The organism is Mycolicibacterium lutetiense (assembly GCF_017876775.1).
GTDB lineage: Bacteria > Actinomycetota > Actinomycetes > Mycobacteriales > Mycobacteriaceae > Mycobacterium > Mycobacterium lutetiense.
Genome location: NZ_JAGIOP010000002.1, coordinates 1173039 through 1190381, shown reverse-complemented (window position 1 = coordinate 1190381; position 17343 = coordinate 1173039). Strand labels below are relative to the sequence as shown.

The following is a 17343-nucleotide window of genomic DNA, read 5'->3' as shown; positions in this document are numbered from 1 at the left end:
GCGCTAGAGGGTGCGGCAGATTTCGGCGGCGGCGCGCGCCAACGCGGTCGGGCCGTCACGCAAGGCCTGATCCAGCGGAGTGCCCGGTGCGGTGATGGCCACCAACTTGTCGACGCCGTTGGCCAGCAGGACATCGGCGTCGGGGGCGACGCGGCCGCCGAAGATCACCACCTTGGCGCCGGTGCGCGCAGCCAGTCGGGCGACGCCGAACGGCGTCTTGCCCAACATCGTCTGGGCGTCGACACTGCCCTCCCCGGTGAACACCCAGTCGGCTCCGGTCAACGCCTGTTCCAGTCCTACGGTCTGGGCGATCACCTCGACTCCCGGGTCACATTCGGCGGCCAGGAATTCCATCAGCCCGAAGCCCAGGCCGCCGGCGGCCCCGGCGCCCGGGCGATCGGGTCGGGCGCCGCCGAGCGTCTTCCCGGTCACCTCGACCAGGCGGGTCAACGCGGATTCAAGGGTTGCGACGTCCGACCGGGTGGCCCCTTTCTGCGGACCGAAAACTGCGCTGGCGCCATTGGTTCCGAGCAGGGGAGCGGTGACGTCGGAGGCGATCCGGACATGAACATCGGCCAGTCTGGGGTCCAGGCCGGAGATGTCGATGTGCCGCAGCCGGGCCAGCGCGGCGCCGCCGGGCGGGAGCGTGGTGCCCTCGGCGTCGGCGAAGACGACACCCAGGGCGCTGAGCATGCCGGCTCCGCCGTCATTGGTTGCCGAACCGCCGATGCCGATCAGCAGCTTCCTCGCGCCGTGGTCCACGGCCGAGGCGATCAGTTGTCCGACGCCGAAGGTGCTGGCGCGCAATATATTCCGTTCAGGCGGCTGCACCAGCTCGAGGCCGGAGGCGGCGGCCATCTCGATGACCGCCAGGCGGTGGTCGGAGACGTAGCCGTAGCCGGCGCGGACGGGCCGCCCGAGCGGATCCTGCACCATCTCGGTGACGCGGTCACCGCCGAGGGCGTCGATGACGGCGTCGACTGTGCCTTCACCGCCGTCGGCCATCGGTACTCCGATGCACTGGGCGTCGGGTATGGCCGACCGGACGCCGTCGCGCATCGCCGCCACCGCTTGCGACGCGGTCATCGACTCCTTGAAGGAGTCCGGAGCCAGAACGATCTTCATCCGGAGGCGACACTACCGACTGTGCCGGCGCTCGGCGCGCCAGAAGTGGGGGCGGCTCAGGTGATCGCGTGCGCCAGGAGTCGCTTGAGGGCGCGTCGCTGCTCGGTATCGAGGCGGTCGAGCACCTCGTCCTCGGCGGCGAGCACCGCCGCTTCGGCACGTCCGAGCAATTCGGCGCCCTCGGCGGTCAACTCGGCGGGCAGCGCCCGTCCGGAGTCGACGGTGGCCGGCCTGCGCACCGCGCCGCGGTCTTGAAGGCCGCGCACTACGTTGTTCATCGCCTGTGGTGACACGTTCGTGTGGCGGGCGAGTTCAGCGTTGGACTGGCCCGGGGCCATCGACAGGATGCGGAGGCAGACGAACTCGGGCAGTTTGAGGCCCAGCGGTTGCAGCTGTGCGGCGACCCGTGGTTGCAGCACCGCGACCACGCGATACATCAGATATCCGAGTGGCTGTTCCTCCAGGATGCCGCCCATATCGGAGTTCATATCAAGCATATTGACACATATCAAGCAGGTTGATATACCGGACGTATGACCACACCAAGCGAAATGTCAGACGCAATGTTCGAATCCGCTTACCGCGGTGAGGCTCAGGAATTCGCCGGGGCGCGCCCGCCGTGGAGCATCGGCGAACCGCAGCCCGAGATCGCAGCCCTGATTGCCGAGGGCAAGTTCCACGGCGACGTGCTCGACGCCGGCTGCGGTGAGGCGGCCACCGCGCTCGACCTGGCCGAGCGGGGATTCACCACAGTCGGTCTCGACCAGTCGGCCACTGCCATCGAACTGGCCCGGGCCGAGGCCGCCGAACGGGGGCTGACGAATGCCAGCTTCGAGGTGGCCGACATCAGCGCGTTCACCGGCTACGACGGACGCTTCGGCACCATCGTCTACAGCACGCTGTTCCACTCGATGCCGGTCGAGCTTCGCGAGGGCTACCAGCAGTCGATCGTTCGGGCCGCCGCTCCCGGCGCCTCGTACTTCGTGCTGGTGTTCGACAAGGCCACGATGGGCGAGGACGGACCGGCCAACCCGGTCAGCGAGGCAGAATTGCGCGAGGTCGTCGGCAAGTACTGGGTGATCGACGACGTGCGACCGGCCCGCATCCATGCCCACGTCCCGGCGGACTCCGCCACCTTCGCAGATTTCGCCGGAAGGGACCTCCGCGACGAGGGCGCCGACCGTAAGTCGGTGGCGGCCTGGCTGCTCCAGGCGCACCTCGGATAGCCGCCGGCCGATCCGCCCCGCCGGCGACACTCGGTCATCGGGAACTCACCCAAACTAGGTGTGGTGCCCGCCATAAGGCAGGATGGAGAGGCCGTCCAGGGGTAACCCGGGTGGCTCTCTACATGCGAGGAGTGCCGAGGAGACCGATGGCGGATCCGAATGGCGCCGGCGAGGGCGCAGCACCCATTCGTCCCTTCTATACAAGGGTTCTGCTGAAGCTCGGCGGAGAGATGTTCGGCGGCGGCCAGGTCGGCCTCGACCCCGACGTCGTGCACCAGGTGGCCCGCCAGATCGCCGCCGTGGTGCGCAGTGGAGTCCAGGTCGCGGTCGTGATCGGCGGCGGCAACTTCTTCCGCGGCGCCCAGTTGCAGCAGCGTGGGATGGAACGCACCCGCAGCGACTACATGGGCATGCTCGGTACCGTGATGAACAGCCTTGCGCTGCAGGACTTTCTGCAGAAGGAAGGCATCGATACGCGCGTGCAGACCGCCATCACCATGGGTCAGGTCGCCGAGCCGTACCTCCCGCTGAGGGCAGTGCGGCACCTGGAAAAGGGTCGTGTCGTCATCTTCGGTGCAGGCATGGGCCTGCCGTACTTCTCCACCGACACCACCGCCGCACAGCGTGCCCTGGAAATCGGGGCCGAGGTCGTTTTGATGGCCAAGGCGGTCGACGGCGTCTACACGGCCGACCCGCGCGAGGACCCGAACGCCCAGCTGCTCGCCGAGGTCAGCCATCGCGAGGTCATCGACCGAGGCCTGCAGGTCGCCGATGCCACAGCCTTCAGTTTGTGCATGGACAACCGGATGCCGATGCTGGTGTTCAACCTGCTCACCGAAGGCAATATCGCCCGTGCGGTGGCGGGTGAGAAGATCGGAACGCTGGTCACCACCACCTGAAACCTGCCGCGCCCGCGAGGAGCACGATCGATGGAGAACCCGAAGTGATCGACGAAACTCTCTTCGATGCCGAAGAGAAGATGGAAAAGGCCGTGACTGTGGCCCGTGACGATATGTCCACGATCCGGACCGGTCGCGCCAATCCGGGCATGTTCTCCCGGATCAACATCGAGTACTACGGGTCGATGACACCGATCACGCAGATGGCGAGCATCAATGTTCCCGAGGCGCGCCTCGTCGTCATCAAGCCTTACGAGGCAGCGCAGCTTCGACCGATCGAGGATGCGATCCGCAACTCCGACCTCGGGGTGAACCCGACGAACGACGGCAACATCATCCGGATCTCGATCCCGCAGCTCACCGAGGAGCGCCGCCGCGAGCTGGTCAAACAGGCGAAATCCAAGGGCGAGGACGCCAAGGTGTCCGTGCGCAACATCCGTCGAAAGGCGATGGAAGAGCTCAGCCGGATCAAGAAGGACGGCGAGGCCGGCGAGGACGAAGTCGGGCGCGCAGAGAAGGATCTCGAAAAATCCACCCACACGTACACCGCCCAGATCGACGAGTTGGTCAAGCACAAGGAAGGCGAGTTGCTGGAGGTCTAGGCGACCTCCAGCACCAGAGTCCCGTGGCACAGACTGAGCCACCACAGAAAACCTCGCGCGCCGGCCGCGACCTGCCGGCCGCGATCGCCGTCGGCGCGGTCCTGGGCGCCCTCGCGATAGGCACCCTGCTCTTTGCGCCCCTCTGGTGGCTGCCGCTGCTGGCCGTCGCGATCGCCATCGCCACCCACGAGGTGATCCGGCGGATGCGCGAAGACGGCTATGCGCTGCCCACCGTGCCGCTGCTGCTCGGCGGGCAGGCGATGATCTGGCTGACCTGGCCGTTCGGGGCCGCGGGCCTCCTGGGTGCCTACGGCGGCACCATCGTCGTCTGCATGGTGTGGCGCCTGATCGGGCAGGGCCTGGACCAGCAACCCGTCAACTACCTGCGCGATATCGCCGCCACCGTCTTGCTGGCCACGTGGGTGCCGTTGTTCGCGGCCTTCACCGCGCTCCTGATCTTCGCCGACCACGGCGGGGCCCGGGTGTTCACAATCATCGTGACGGTCGTCTTCGCCGACATCGGTGGTTATGTCGCGGGCGTCCTGTTCGGCAAGCACCTGCTGGCGCCGGCGATCAGCCCCAAGAAGTCCTGGGAGGGCCTCGGCGGTTCGCTGGTGTTCGGCGTCGCCGCGGCCGTGGTCTCGGTCGCGTTTCTGCTGGACAAGCCGGCGTGGGTGGGCGTGCCGCTCGGCCTGTTGCTCGTAATCACCGGCGTGCTCGGCGACCTGGTCGAATCGCAGGTCAAACGCGACCTCGGGATCAAGGACATGGGAACGCTGCTACCGGGCCACGGCGGGATCATGGACCGGATCGACGCGATGCTGCCGTCGGCCGTCGTCGGCTGGATCGTCTTGACGCTCCTGGCTTAGGCCGTATTCGCTGCGTCACAATGCTTGGCCGATCTCGCCTACCGGGACGGTTGAGACGCCAGTTCGTAGACGTACCGGCTGGTGGGGACCGAGTCCAGGTTCGTGTGTGCCCCGAACCTGGTCACACTCTCGACCATCAATCCGAGGCGTCGCCGCAACTCGGCGTCGTCGCCGCCGCTGCCGTAGAAGGCGTGCGGATCGGTCATGGCCGCCATCGGGAACAGCTCCTCGACCAGAGCGTCGACCCTGCTGTCACCGAGAACCGACCGCAGCACCCGGTTCTGCACGTAGCCGAAGGTCGCCTGGGTTTCGATGGCCACCGTGGTGTGTTGTCCCTGCCAGAGGTGCAGCCACTCCTCGGGGGTGAGCTCCGCGGGGATTCGCAGGAATCCGAGCTGGGCCAGCGCCGGGGTGCGTTCGCCATCGGCGACCGGCGGTGGCACCAACCGCACGGTTTCCTCGACCTCCCAACCCACGCAGCGGTCGGCGGCGCCGGTCAGCAGCTCCGAGATTGCGGTCGGCTCGGTCTCGGTCTCGGTCCAGATGCTGACCACTGCGTTCACGGGGGTATCGAAGTGCGTGATGCGCAGACGTGTGGGGGCGACGTCGGCGTCATCGACATTGACCTGCAGACGGCTCGCGCCGGCCGTGTGCAGCGCGTCGCGCAACTCCGGTGCGCGCAGGGACTGATCCAGGTCCGAGCCCCACAGGGCGTACATGAATTTCACGGCTTCTCCTTATCGAGTTCGACTGCGAGTATTGCGCCCGATCGTGCGGTGTCGGTGTCGGTGGGGGCCACCGAGGTCGAAGCGCAGATATACAGCGTGCGGCCGTCCGGGCCGCCGAGCGCACAGGCCACCGGGTACCAACTGCCCGTGCCGATGACGTGAGTTTCCGTACCGGTTCGGTCGACGCGAACAACGGCCTTGGAATTGGGCGAGGCGAACCACACCGCACCGGTCGGGTCCGCGCAGATCCCATCGGGGACCCGACGGCCGAGGTCGGCGAACACCTGCTGATCCGACAGGGTGCCATCGGGATCCCGGCGAAAGCTGGTGAGCCGGCGGGCCAGTGACTCGGCGACGATGAGCCGCGTTCCACCCTCGGTCAGGGCCATCCCATTGGGCACCAGGACGTCCCCGGAGACCACCTGAACCTCGCCGTCCGGGTCCACCCTGATGAGCTTCGTCGGGGTAGGGGAGCCCCCGTCGTAGTAGTCGAAGCCGATGTCGCCGACGTAGGCCCGGCCGGCATCGTCGACAAGCATGTCGTTGCTCGGCCCGCGGTGATACGGCGACAGATCAGCCACCGTTGCGGTGGTCTGACCGTCATAGCGCAGCAGTTTCCGGTCCAGCATGGACACCACCAGCAGATCGCCGTCGGGTGTCCACCCGAGGCCCGACGGCTGGCCGGCGACCTCGAGTATCGGTTCGGGGGGCTGTCCGGGCGCCAGGCGGAAAACAGTGCCGGCGTGCTGGTCGGAGAACCACAGGGCACCGTCATGCCAGCGCGGGCACTCCGGGAAGGTCAGGCCCTCGGCGACGGGCTTGGGGTCGTCGGCGATCAACTGATCACCGAATCGCGAATGGCCTCGCCCAGAATCGCAATGCCCCTTTGCATTTCGTCGTCATCGACGTGGCTGTAGGCCAGCCGCAGGTAACCTGCTCCGGCGGCAGCGGCACTGTCGACCATGAATCGCTCGCCCGGACGGAAGGCTACGCCGCCCTCGGCGGACCGGCGCCGGACCTCCCGCCAGTCGACTTGATCGGACAACTTGAGCCACAGGTAGAAGCCGCCTTCGGGCACCGAGAACGTCACCCAGGGGCCGCAGTGTTCCCGCACGGCGGTCACCGCGACGTCGAGCTTGCGCCGGTACACGTCGTTGGCGCGGTCGATCTGCTTGTCGAAGCCCCCGGATGCGACGAACTGCGCCAGTGCCCGGCAGGTCCACAGGCTCGGGCCCAGGTCCTGCCGTACCGAACCCAATCCGGCGATCAGGTCCTGCGGTCCGGTCATCCATCCGATCCGCAACGCGGGTGCCACCGTTTTGCTGAAGCCATGGGACTGCATCACCCGGCCTTCGGTGTCCATGGACAGCAGAGTGGGTAGCGGCTCACCGTGGTAGCGCAGATCGCCGTAGATGTTGTCCTCGAGGATCAGGAAGTCGTACTCCTGCGCCAACTCCAGGATGCGCCGGCGCCGCGGCTCGGATGTCGATACACAGGTCGGAAGCTGGAAGGTGGCAACGATATACAGCAGCTTCGGGACAACCCCGGCAGCGGCCATTTCCTTGAGTTGAGATTCCAGGGCGTCGGGATCCAGGCCGTCGGAGTCGATCGTCACGGGCCGGATATCGGCGCCGCGCATCTTGGCGTACCGCAGCGCGTAGGGAAATGTCGCGGCCTCCACCAGCACCCCGTCGCCGGGATTCACCAGCGCATTGATGGCCAGCGCGATGGCCTGCACCGAACCGGAGGTGATGATCAGGTTGTCCGGGCCCAGGTCGGTGCGCGCGTTGCGTTCACCCAGCCAGCTCGCCAACTCGCGGCGCAGGTGCAGACTGCCCAGGATCAGCTCGCTGTAGCCGGTGTTGCCGTAGACGATCTGGTCGCCGGGACCGTCGACGTCCAGCGATACGTATTCCAGGGCGCGTGCGCCGTCGCGCTTGAGAACGTCGCTGAGGAGGTGATCAAGCGTGGAGATCGGAAATGTCTCCGCGGATGGAATTCCCTGATCGAAGTTGAAGGTGACCGGTACCGGGTCCTGGGGCGGCACGAAGGGTGCGACGCGCGCGATATCGGATAAAAACCTCTGAACGTCGACCATGTCGCACGGCTCCTTCTTGTCTTGTTCCATCGCACACTTACAGTTGGCTTTGATGAGTGAGGCTGTCGAGGTTCCCGGAAGGCGCCCTGCGGTTCAGCGGCGCAGTCAGATGACGGCTTCCCGGGTGCTCGACGCCGTGCTGGAAATCCTGACCGAATCGGGATCGCACAATTTGACGATCGTCGCGGTCAGCGAGCGTTCCGGAGTGTCCAACGGGGCCATCTACCATCGTTTTGCCGACCGCCGACAGCTGCTGGTCGAAGCCCATGACAGATTCTTGACGCGCCTGAGCGAATCGAGCGAGTATCGTTTGGCGCCTTGGTATTCCAGCGCTGACAGGCAACGGTTCGTGACCGGCTTCGTCTCGATGTTCCTCGAGTCCATCGCGGCTAATCGGGCCCTGCTCTTCGTGTTCGTCAGTCTCGGCCGCGACGATCCGGATATGAGGGCGGCCGGAGTCGCCTGGAGTCATTCCTTCGCGCGGGACTTTGGCCGCGTGCTTACCGAGCGTTTCGGGTGCAGTGCCGCCGCTGCCGATACCGCGTTCCGGATCGTGTACTCCTACGCGTTCCTGCCGGCCGTGTTCGGAAATGACGAAATTACCTCGGTTGCATTGGATTCTGCCGTGAGTGCCGAACACCTGACGACCGCGGTGGAGGCCGTCTTGGATCGGCACTGAACTGACTCTGTCGGACCAAAACCAGAGTGTTCACTCTGGTTTTGGGACACGTTACAACTCGGCGGTGTTCACGCGCAATAGCGGTGCGGGATAATGGGGTCGTTATGTCTGAAAGTAAGCCGTTGCCGTTGGTCTTCGAGGCCCCGCGCCGCGGCATGCCGCCGCAACACCTTGCCGACCTCGACGAGGACGGCCGTACGGAGGCTGTCGCCGAGCTGGGGTTGCCGAAATTCCGGGCCAAACAGCTGGCCAACCAGTACTACGGCCGGCTGATCGCCGACCCGAAGCAGATGACCGATCTGCCCGCCGCCGTGCGTGACCAGGTGGCCGACGCGCTGTTCCCGACCCTGATCGACCCGGTCAAGCAGATCCAGTGCGACGCGGGGGAGACCCGCAAGACGCTGTGGCGCGCGGGCGACGGCACGACGTTCGAATCGGTGCTGATGCGCTACCCGCAGCGCAACACGGTCTGTATATCCTCGCAGGCCGGCTGCGGCATGGCCTGTCCGTTCTGCGCGACCGGGCAAGGCGGCCTGAAGCGCAACCTGTCCACCGCCGAGATCCTCGAACAGGTCCGGGCGGCGTCGTCGGCCATGCGGCTGGAGCATGACGGGCGGTTGTCCAACATCGTCTTCATGGGCATGGGTGAGCCGCTGGCCAACTACAACCGGGTGCTGGCAGCAGTCAAGCGCATCATCGCGCCGCCGCCGAACGGTTTCGGGATCAGTGCCCGGTCGGTGACCGTGTCGACGGTGGGTCTGGCGCCGGCCATCCGCAAACTCGCCGACGAGCGCCTCGGCGTCACGCTCGCCGTGTCGCTGCACACCCCCGACGACGAACTACGCGACACCCTGGTGCCGGTCAACAACCGGTGGAGCGTCGACGAGGTCCTCGATGCCGCGCGTTACTACGCCGACGTCACCGGCCGGCGAGTGTCCATCGAATACGCGCTGATCCGCGACATCAACGATCAGCCTTGGCGCGCAGATCTTTTGGGTAAGAAGCTGCACAGCAAGCTCGGCGCTCTGGTGCACGTCAACCTGATCCCGCTCAACCCCACGCCGGGCAGTAAATGGGACGCCAGTCCCAAACCGGTCGAGCGGGAGTTCGTCAAACGCGTTCAGGCCAAGGGAGTGTCTTGCACGGTGCGCGATACCCGGGGCCGTGAGATCGCTGCCGCCTGCGGCCAGCTCGCCGCCGAGGGTTGAGTCGCGGCGTTGACTTTGACCTGAGGCCGCAAAAGGTCGAGTAGGAGTTTGCGTAGGTTCAATGTCAACGTGGTCGTCAGGCTTGACCCGGTGCGTTGGTGAACCAGAGGTTCTCCTCACGCAGGTTGCGGCTGCGCCAGCCGTCGGGCGTGCGCACCAACTCGTGGTGGTAGTACCCGCCGCAGGCGCTCATCTCGGCCATCCCCGGCAACTGCATGGGGTTGTAGAACATCGCCCGCACGCTCGCGGTGTCCTCGTCACCGTCGAGGATCTCGATGTTGGTGATGTAGTGCATGCTCCACGGGATCACGCCGAAATTGGCGGCGAACCAATCGACCACCTCGTCGCGGGTGCCTACGACGGCGCCTGCCGACGAGTAGTCGATGACCGCGTCCTCGGTGAACACCGACCGATATAGCTCCCAGTCTTTGGAGTCGACGGCGCGGGCATACCGGTACAGCAGGGCTGAAACTGCGCGGACATCACCCGGGTTCATGGTTCGCTCGCAAGCTTCGCTCACTCCGGCATGCCGATGGTCTTGGAGTCGAAGTACTCCTTGAAGCCTTCCTCGCCGTTGCGCCGGCCCAGACCGCTCTGCTTGGAACCGCCGAACGGGCTGTTGATACCGAAATGGCTGCGGCTGTTGATGGTGACGTTGCCGGTCCGGATCCGACGCGCGATGGCGAATGCCCGGTCGACGTCACCGGACGAAACCTCACCGGACAGGCCGTAAATGGAGTTGTTGGCGATGGCCACCGCGTCGTCGTCGGAGTCGTAGGGAGTGACCGTGAGCACCGGCCCGAAGATCTCCTCCTGGGCGACCTGCGAATCGGGGTCGACGTCGGCCAGCAGCGTGGGCGAGACGTAGTAACCCGTGGGCAGGTTCTCCGGTATCCCACCGCCGGTGACCAGACGGGCGCCGGAATCGATGCCCGATTTGATGAGCCCGAGTACCTTTTCGCGCTGAGTGGCGCTGATCTGCGGGCCCTGCATGATGCCCGGGGTCCACGGGTCGCCGACCGGGAAGTTCTCCATCGCCCCCTTGAGCAGTGCGATGCCCTCGTCGTAGCGGCTGCGGGGGAGCAGGATTCGGCTGGGCAGGATGCAGGACTGCCCACTCATGACACAGGCCATCATCGCCGCGATGGGCAGTGCCGAGTTGAAGTCCGCATCGTCGAGCACGATGTGCGCGGACTTGCCGCCCAGTTCGAGCATCGTCTTCTTGACCGTCGGCGCGCCGGCGGCCAAGATGGCGCGCCCGGTCGCGGTCGATCCGGTGAAGGTGATCATGTCGACTCGCGGGTCTGCCGACAGCGCGGCCCCGACCTCGTTGGCGCCTGCGACCACGACGTTGAAGACGCCGGCCGGGATGTCGGTGTGCTCAGCGACTATGCGGCCCAGTTCGGTACCCGACCACGGCGTGAGCTGTGCGGGCTTGAGCACCACGGTGTTGCCTGCCATCAAGGCCGGAACCGTCTCGGCGACGTTGAGGTAGAACGGCACGTTCCACGGGGTGATGGCGCCGACCACACCGACCGGCTCATAGGCGATCTTGCGGCGTGCCGGTCCGAGCTGAGTTTGGTGGACGCCGTTGTCGACGACGTACTCGAAATTCCTGCCGTGCTCGGCCCAGTGCTTGACCTCGCCGATCGGGTCCTCGATCTGGGAGCCGGTGACGGTGACCGGACAGCCGACCTCGGTGACCAATACCCGGCGCAGCCGCTCCTTCTCGGCGTCCAGCGCATCGTGCAGCTGCATCAGGCAGTGGTAGCGGAACTCGACGTCGCGGCTCCAGTCGGTTTCGTCGAACGCCCGTCTGGCCGCACCGACGGCACGGTCGATGTCGGCCACCGTGCCGTCGGTGGCCTGGCCGGCCACCTGCTCGCTGGCGGGGTGGACGACGTCGAACTTGGCGCCGCTGCCGGTGTATTGGAGTTCGCCGTCGATGAGCATCCGCTCGTCACCGGCGAGCACGCCGGTTTCGCTCTGCACCTGAGTCATGCCGATAGCTTTACAAAAATTGCGTGTCGTGTCACCCCTCAAAAAGAGGATTGACCGATCGGCAAGTCTCTGCGATCGTAGAGAACTGGGTTGGAGCGGCGAGGCGAGGAGGTCCTCAGTTGGTGTCGGGCTGTTTGAGGCCGACGGCATGGCGCAACTGCGCCAGGAACTGGTCGCCGTCATCGCTTCGCACGATGTAATGCGAGACCGCCACTCGGATCGCGGTAGCGGCCTTGACCGGGGCATTGGCGCCCGACAGCAGCTTGAGCAGCCGTGCCCGCATCAGGGGGATGACGTTGGCCAATTGTGCGATCACGACTTCGGGCTCGATGTCGACGAGGCGGACCCCGGAATACGACTGCTGATATTCCACGATGAAACGCAGTGCGGCATCGAGCTTTTCGCTGCCCCGCAGACCCACGGTCGCGTGGCTGATGCCGTGGTCGAACATCTCGCGTTCATGGGTGCCGAACGCGTCGAGTAGCTCCTGCTTGTCGGCGAACCAGCGGTACAGGGTGGGCCGGGAAACGCCGGCCTGCAGCGCTACCTCGGAAAGGCTCAGTTTCGTCTGACCGCTGCGGGCCAGTACCTCGGCGGTCGCGACCAGGATTCGATGGCGCGTCGAGGTGTCTTCGACGCTTGCGTCCCGCTGCGCGGGTAGAGGTTCATTCACGTCCAGGCCTTGGTTGATCGTGGTTCAACAAATGGTAGGACCATCAGAGCAACTTCTTGAGTATCGCCACAGTCTCGAGGTCCGCCAAGGCTGCCACACCCCGTCTGGCCCCTTCCAGCGCGATGCCTTCATCCTGCATACCGCCGAGCCCGGCGGTGATGACAGGCGCGGCGTAGGCGTAGATCGCGCCCAGGCGGTAACGCTCCCACAACTCGTCGTGATCCAGCATCGGGCCGCCGGCTGCGGCCAGTGCGCGTCGGTATTCGTCGAGCAGGTCCCGTTCGGCGGCCTGCCGGTCGGCTGTGGTCATGCAGGTGACCAGGGTGTACGCCAGCTCCCGGCCGGGATGGCCCCGGCGGACGGCCTGCCAGTCGAGCAGGCCCGCCTCGCCGTTGCGGAAGAACAGGTTGCCCGGATGGGCGTCACCATGCATGACGGTGTGCGGTGGCCGGTCGAGCAGCTGTGCCGCCGCTCGGTAGTTCTCGTCGATGAACTGCCCGTCGGCCACCGGAATGTCGGTGTTCTCGGCCAGGCGTTTGGTCGACAGCTTGAGTAGTGAGCCGGTCATCAGTGAGGTGTCATCGCCAGATGCCGAGTACAGCCAGCCCAACGGTCCGCTGCCGCTGCGTGCCGGCAACCGCCCCCAGAACGCGGCGTGGACGCGGGCCAGCAGCCCGACTGTCGCGGCGGCGCGGTTCCGGTCCAGCGGGTGCAGGGTGTCGGTGAACTCGCAGGGGCTGAGCGCCAGGTCTTCCAGCACCAGCACATACCGCCCGGTCAGTGGATCGAAGGCAGCGCCGTAGGAGCGGGGAACCCCGGGCAGGCCGTCGGCCAGCTGTTGGTAGAACCGCACCTCGGTGTGCCCCAGCCGGCCCAACTCGCCCATCATCCGGGTCGCCGCGGTTTCAGCGGGCATCTTGACGAACACCGATTCGGGAACATCCGGACCGCCCGACAGGGCCAGCCGGGCGCGCGACGACGTACCTGCGTCGCCGCCGACCACCGACACGGATTCGATCGTGCGCCCGGTGAGCCGGGACAGGTACGCCGCGTCGAGGCCGCCGACGTGGCGGGGTAGTGAACGCATGCGCCCGATCGCCGCATCGGTTGCGATACGTTGCACGCCGTGGCCGATGTGTGCGGCCAGGCCGACTGCGGGGATGATGCGGCGGGCCGGTGTGAGCATTGAGCAAGTTTACAAATTTACATGAGGTTGTAAAGCGGGTTCGGGAAGGATTGACGATGGCGGGTCCGTTGGAAGGGTTTCGGGTCATCGAGTTGGGCGTCTGGGTTGCCGCGCCGGCAGCCGGCGCGATACTTGCCGACTGGGGCGCTGACGTCATCAAGATCGAACCGCCGTCGGGTGACCCGGCGAGAACCTTCGGCCGGATGCTCGGCCTGGATCCAGATCTGGGCGTGGCGGCCAATCCGCCCTTCGAGATGGACAACCGATCCAAACGCAGCATCGTCCTCGACCTCGGCACGACCGAAGGACGGGAAACTGCCATGGAATTGCTTTCCACCGCAGATGTTTTCCTGACGAATGTGCGTCCCGCGGCGCTACGTCGGCTGGAACTCGACTTCGAGACGGTCGCGGCCAGAAATCCACGCTTGGTGTACGGGTTGGTCACCGGATACGGCCTGACCGGACCGGAGGCGGACCGGGCGGCCTATGACGTTGCCGCGTTCTGGGCCCGGGCCGGACTGGCCGACCTGCTCACCCGTCCCGGAGACACCCCGCCGTTTCAGCGCGGCGGCATGGGGGACCACTCCGCGGGAATGACGCTGGCCGCCGCGGTATGCGCCGCACTACTGGCCCGAAACCGCACGGGCGCTGGTCAATTGGTCAGCACCTCGCTGTACCGGCAGGGTGCTTACACCGTCAGCTTCGATCTGAACACGGTGCTGATGAGCGGTGAGCAGATCGCCATCGGCCAGCGTGAGGCGATGGCCAACCCGTGTATGAACAACTACACCGCCGGTGACGGCAAACGCTTCTGGATCGTCGGGCTGCAGGGAGACCGGCACTGGCCCGCACTGTGCCGGGTGGTGGCCCGCGAGGACTGGTTGAGCGACACGCGGTTCGCCACCGCGCGCGACCGATACGTCAATGCGCGCGAACTGATCGCCGAGCTGGACACCCTCTTCGCCGGCCATCCGATGGACCACTGGGCCCCGTTGTTCGACGCTGAGCCCGACTTCTTCTGGTCGCCGATCAACAGCCTCGACGACGTCATCGCCGATGAGCAGTTCCACGCCGCCGGAGGCATTGTCGAAGTGCCAGACGGAATTTCCACGGTGCCGATGGTGGCGAGCCCGGCTGACTTCTCGGCCACCCCATGGCAGCCGCGCATGGTCGCCCCGGCGCTCGGTGCGCACACCGACGAGATCCTGGCCGAGCTGCGCGGCGGTCAGGATCGCTGAGCGTTGACGCTCGCGAGCAGTTCATCGAGCTGCTCGCGGGTGACCTTTCCCGCCGAGAACCCGACCACCCGCCCGATCGGCACCGATTCGAGCATCCGCAGCAGGTTGCTGCCGAGTGCGGAATCGGTCGCGCCGAACGGGGATGCGCTGCCGAGCACCGTCAGGAGCGTCTGCGCTGCCACAGGGTCGGCGAGCAACTCGCCCAGCGTCGATTCACGGGTAAACGGCCGGGTCGGCTCGTCGCCGTCCAACGTCACCGTCGCGGTCAGCCGGATATCCCGGCTCGACGCGCCGACCGACACCGCATACTCGCCGGCCTCCACTACCCAGCGTCCGGCATCCGTGCTCCAGTACGCGAGATCGGTTCGATCGATGGGGATTTCGACGGTCTGCCGGTGACCTGGTTCGACGGTGGCCGAAGCGAATCCGGCCAACCACCGCGCCGGTCGGCCGACGCGGGATCCGGGCAACCCGGCATAGGCCTGCACCACCTCCCGGCCCGGTCGGTCACCGGTGTTGGTGACCGTCACGCGCACCGCCACACCTGCACCGGTGGTGGTGAGCTCAAGATCCGAGTAGCCGAACCGGGTGTAGGACAGGCCGTGGCCGAACGGGAACGTCACCGGCATCTCGCGCGAGTCATACCAGCGATAGCCGACGAACATCCGCTCGCCGTAGACGGTGTGGCCGGATTCGGACGGAAAATTGAGGTAGGCGGGGCAATCCTGCAGCCGCAGTGGCACAGTCTCGGCCAGCCGGCCCGACGGATTGGCGATGCCGAACAGCACATCGGCCAACGCGCCACCGCCGGCCTGGCCGAGCAGTGCCCCGTCAAGGACGGCCGGGGCCAGGTCGGCGACGGCGTCGAGGCGGACCACGCCGCCATGCGACAGCACGACCACGGTGCGCGGCTGGACGTCGACCACGGCACGCAGCAGGTCGAGTTGGGTGGCGGGCAGGTCGATATGCTCACGGTCGTAACCCTCGGACTCCTCTTCGGCGGTGAGACCGAGGAATACGATTGCGGTTTCGGCTGATTCGGCCGCCGCAGCGGCGGCCGTCGTATCGGTTCCGGGGCAATAGCTGACCGCGTGATCGCCGGCAAGCCTTCCGATCTCGTCCAGTGGGATGTCGAGCCGGGTCGGGTTCACGTGGGAACTGCCACCACCCTGGTACCTGGGTTCTTGGGCGAACCCGCCGATGACCGCCAGCGGTGACGGCGCCAATGGCAGCAGGTCGTCGTCGTTCTTCAACAGCACGATGGCTCGCCGGGCCGCCTCGCGGGCCAGCTCGTGATGGGCGTCGATATCGAATGATGTTGCCGAGGTGCCTGTTTGGGTGACCCGATGGGCCAGACCGGCTACCCGTGCCGCCGCCCGCGTGACAGCAGCCGCGTCCAGCGTGCCGGCGTCGACCGCGCGCACCACCTCGGCGTCGGAGATCCCGCCGGTCGTCGGCATCTCCAGATCCAGGCCCGCTGCCACGGCGGTGGGCCGGTCGGCCACCGCGCCCCAGTCACTGACCACCACGCCGTCGAAACCCCATTCGTCGCGGAGCACCGTGGTCAGCAGCCAGGCGTTCTCGGCGGCGTACACCCCGTTGATCCGGTTGTAGGAGCACATCACCGTCCACGGGCCCGCCTGGCGCACCACGATCTCGAAGCTGCGCAGATAGATCTCACGCAACGTACGGAGGTCGACATCGGAGCTGGCGCGCATCCGATCGTGCTCGGCGTTGTTGGCCGCGAAATGTTTCAGCGACGAGCCGACGCCGCGGCTCTGCACGCCGCGCACCCAGGCCGCACCGAGCGCCCCGGACAAGAGCGGATCTTCCGAGTAGTACTCGAAGTTGCGCCCGCAGCGTGGGTCGCGCTTGATGTTGACTCCGGGTCCGAGTAGCACCTGTACACCCAGTGCGCGGCTTTCGTCGCCCAGCGCCTGGCCGATCCGTTCCACCAACGCGGGATCCCAGGTCTGGCTGAGCCCGACCGCGGGCGGAAAGCAGGTCGCCGGCTCACTGCCGGAGATGCCCAGATGATCTGTCGCACTGCCGGTTTGATGACGAACACCGTGCGGACCGTCGGTCAGCATGATGGCCGGGACGGTGCCGATCGTCTTGGTGGTCCAGAAGCTCGCACCACTGCCCAGCGCAGCCTGGTCGGTCAGGTCGAGTCCGGCGATGTGATCTTCAGAGTGCGTCACCGCCGCCAGCGTAGCCTCGGGCACGGTTTTGCCAGGTCAACGCTGCGGCTTCACCCCGGCGGCATGACGCAGTTGCGCGAGGAAATCGTCGGCGTCGTCACTGCGCACCAGGTAGTGGCAGACCGCCACCCGCACCGCAGTGGCCGCGGCGATGTCGGCGTCCGACCCGGTGGTGAGCCGCTGTAGGCGTTCCCGCATCAGCGGGATGACCTGGCTGAGGCGGTTGATGACATGTTCAGGTTCGATATCGACCATGCGCAAGCCCGGGTAGGACTGCTGATATTCGACGACGGTTCGCAGTGCGGCGTCCAGGTGTGCGTCCTCGGGCAGACCGGCGGAGGCCTGGGCCACCGCCTGTTCGTAGTACTTGCGCTCCCACACCACGAATGCGTCGAGCAGTTCCTGTTTGGAGGCGAACCAGCGGTACAGCGTCGGCCGGGACACCCCTGCTTGCAGGGCCACCTCGGACAGGCTGAGCTTTGTCATCCCGTTGGCCCCGAGCACCTCGGCGGTGGCGGCCAGGATGCGTCCACGGGTACTGCTCTCGTCGTCCACAGACGATATTTCCGCCATACCCACAGCTTTACAAACTATCGACGAACTGTCACGC

The 17343-nt window shown here is 66.4% G+C and carries 18 protein-coding genes; 7 read left to right on the top strand and 11 right to left on the bottom strand.

Going from position 1 to position 17343, the window contains the following annotated elements:
- Positions 1-3: 3 nt before the first annotated feature.
- Positions 4-1125, bottom strand: coding sequence for a glycerate kinase (locus tag JOF57_RS15080; RefSeq protein ID WP_209917728.1), 1122 nt, complete (start codon positions 1123-1125; stop codon positions 4-6).
- A gap of 56 nt (positions 1126-1181) precedes the next feature.
- Positions 1182-1613 carry a MarR family winged helix-turn-helix transcriptional regulator gene (locus JOF57_RS15075; RefSeq protein WP_209917726.1) on the bottom strand — a complete coding sequence of 144 codons (432 nt, stop codon included), beginning with the start codon at positions 1611-1613 and terminating at the stop codon, positions 1182-1184.
- A 45-nt stretch (positions 1614-1658) separates the two neighbouring features.
- Here JOF57_RS15075 and JOF57_RS15070 point away from each other — a divergent pair, with 45 nt between their 5' ends.
- The 4 genes from JOF57_RS15070 to JOF57_RS15055 all read left to right on the top strand — a co-directional run bounded on the left by JOF57_RS15070 (position 1659) and on the right by JOF57_RS15055 (position 4721).
- A complete protein-coding gene (locus JOF57_RS15070; protein ID WP_209917724.1) occupies positions 1659-2351 on the top strand; it encodes a class I SAM-dependent methyltransferase in 693 nt (230 codons plus the stop codon).
- Between the two features lie 146 nt (positions 2352-2497).
- On the top strand, positions 2498-3250 hold the full coding sequence (pyrH, locus tag JOF57_RS15065) for a UMP kinase (RefSeq protein ID WP_209917721.1): 753 nt from the start codon (positions 2498-2500) through the stop codon (positions 3248-3250).
- A 44-nt stretch (positions 3251-3294) separates the two neighbouring features.
- Positions 3295-3852 (top strand): ribosome recycling factor, encoded by a 558-nt coding sequence (frr, locus tag JOF57_RS15060; protein WP_209917719.1) that lies wholly within the window; start codon positions 3295-3297, stop codon positions 3850-3852.
- Between the two features lie 23 nt (positions 3853-3875).
- The gene (locus JOF57_RS15055) at positions 3876-4721 is read left to right on the top strand and encodes a phosphatidate cytidylyltransferase (protein WP_209917717.1); all 846 of its coding nucleotides are present in this window, start codon (positions 3876-3878) and stop codon (positions 4719-4721) included.
- A 38-nt stretch (positions 4722-4759) separates the two neighbouring features.
- Here the strand turns inward: JOF57_RS15055 and JOF57_RS15050 are convergent, their stop codons facing one another.
- Genes JOF57_RS15050 through JOF57_RS15040 form a run of 3 tightly spaced genes read right to left on the bottom strand, consistent with a single transcriptional unit; the run spans position 4760 to position 7547 of the window.
- The gene (locus tag JOF57_RS15050) at positions 4760-5440 is read right to left on the bottom strand and encodes a hypothetical protein (RefSeq protein WP_209923375.1); all 681 of its coding nucleotides are present in this window, start codon (positions 5438-5440) and stop codon (positions 4760-4762) included.
- A 5-nt stretch (positions 5441-5445) separates the two neighbouring features.
- Positions 5446-6288, bottom strand: a complete 843-nt coding sequence (locus JOF57_RS15045) for an SMP-30/gluconolactonase/LRE family protein (RefSeq protein ID WP_209917715.1) — start codon at positions 6286-6288, stop codon at positions 5446-5448.
- On the bottom strand, positions 6285-7547 hold the full coding sequence (locus JOF57_RS15040) for an aminotransferase-like domain-containing protein (RefSeq protein ID WP_209917713.1): 1263 nt from the start codon (positions 7545-7547) through the stop codon (positions 6285-6287). Before JOF57_RS15040 ends, JOF57_RS15045 begins: the two co-directional genes overlap by 4 nt.
- Before the next feature lie 109 nt (positions 7548-7656).
- Here JOF57_RS15040 and JOF57_RS15035 point away from each other — a divergent pair, with 109 nt between their 5' ends.
- Entirely contained in the window at positions 7657-8226 is a 570-nt protein-coding gene (locus tag JOF57_RS15035; protein WP_209917711.1) for a TetR/AcrR family transcriptional regulator, read from the top strand.
- A gap of 104 nt (positions 8227-8330) precedes the next feature.
- Positions 8331-9434, top strand: coding sequence for a dual-specificity RNA methyltransferase RlmN (gene rlmN, locus JOF57_RS15030; protein WP_209917709.1), 1104 nt, complete (start codon positions 8331-8333; stop codon positions 9432-9434).
- Positions 9435-9510: 76 nt separating this feature from the next.
- Here the strand turns inward: rlmN and JOF57_RS15025 are convergent, their stop codons facing one another.
- From JOF57_RS15025 to JOF57_RS15010, 4 genes are all read right to left on the bottom strand, one after another.
- Positions 9511-9930 (bottom strand): nuclear transport factor 2 family protein, encoded by a 420-nt coding sequence (locus tag JOF57_RS15025; protein WP_209917707.1) that lies wholly within the window; start codon positions 9928-9930, stop codon positions 9511-9513.
- Between the two features lie 20 nt (positions 9931-9950).
- Positions 9951-11435, bottom strand: a complete 1485-nt coding sequence (locus tag JOF57_RS15020; RefSeq protein WP_209917706.1) for an aldehyde dehydrogenase family protein — start codon at positions 11433-11435, stop codon at positions 9951-9953.
- Between the two features lie 115 nt (positions 11436-11550).
- The gene (locus JOF57_RS15015; protein ID WP_209917704.1) at positions 11551-12108 is read right to left on the bottom strand and encodes a TetR/AcrR family transcriptional regulator; all 558 of its coding nucleotides are present in this window, start codon (positions 12106-12108) and stop codon (positions 11551-11553) included.
- A 43-nt stretch (positions 12109-12151) separates the two neighbouring features.
- Positions 12152-13294: a phosphotransferase gene (locus JOF57_RS15010; protein WP_209917702.1), complete on the bottom strand. Its 1143-nt coding sequence runs from the start codon at positions 13292-13294 to the stop codon at positions 12152-12154.
- A 56-nt stretch (positions 13295-13350) separates the two neighbouring features.
- Here JOF57_RS15010 and JOF57_RS15005 point away from each other — a divergent pair, with 56 nt between their 5' ends.
- Positions 13351-14532, top strand: a complete 1182-nt coding sequence (locus JOF57_RS15005) for a CaiB/BaiF CoA transferase family protein (RefSeq protein WP_209917699.1) — start codon at positions 13351-13353, stop codon at positions 14530-14532.
- On the opposite strand, the gene JOF57_RS15000 is transcribed toward JOF57_RS15005, so the two are convergent.
- Both JOF57_RS15000 and JOF57_RS14995 read right to left on the bottom strand, forming a co-directional pair.
- Positions 14520-16733: a glycoside hydrolase family 3 C-terminal domain-containing protein gene (locus JOF57_RS15000; RefSeq protein ID WP_307870024.1), complete on the bottom strand. Its 2214-nt coding sequence runs from the start codon at positions 16731-16733 to the stop codon at positions 14520-14522. The genes JOF57_RS15005 and JOF57_RS15000 overlap by 13 nt on opposite strands.
- A 36-nt stretch (positions 16734-16769) precedes the next feature.
- Positions 16770-17306 (bottom strand): TetR/AcrR family transcriptional regulator, encoded by a 537-nt coding sequence (locus JOF57_RS14995; protein ID WP_209917697.1) that lies wholly within the window; start codon positions 17304-17306, stop codon positions 16770-16772.
- Between the last annotated feature and the right edge of the window lie 37 nt (positions 17307-17343).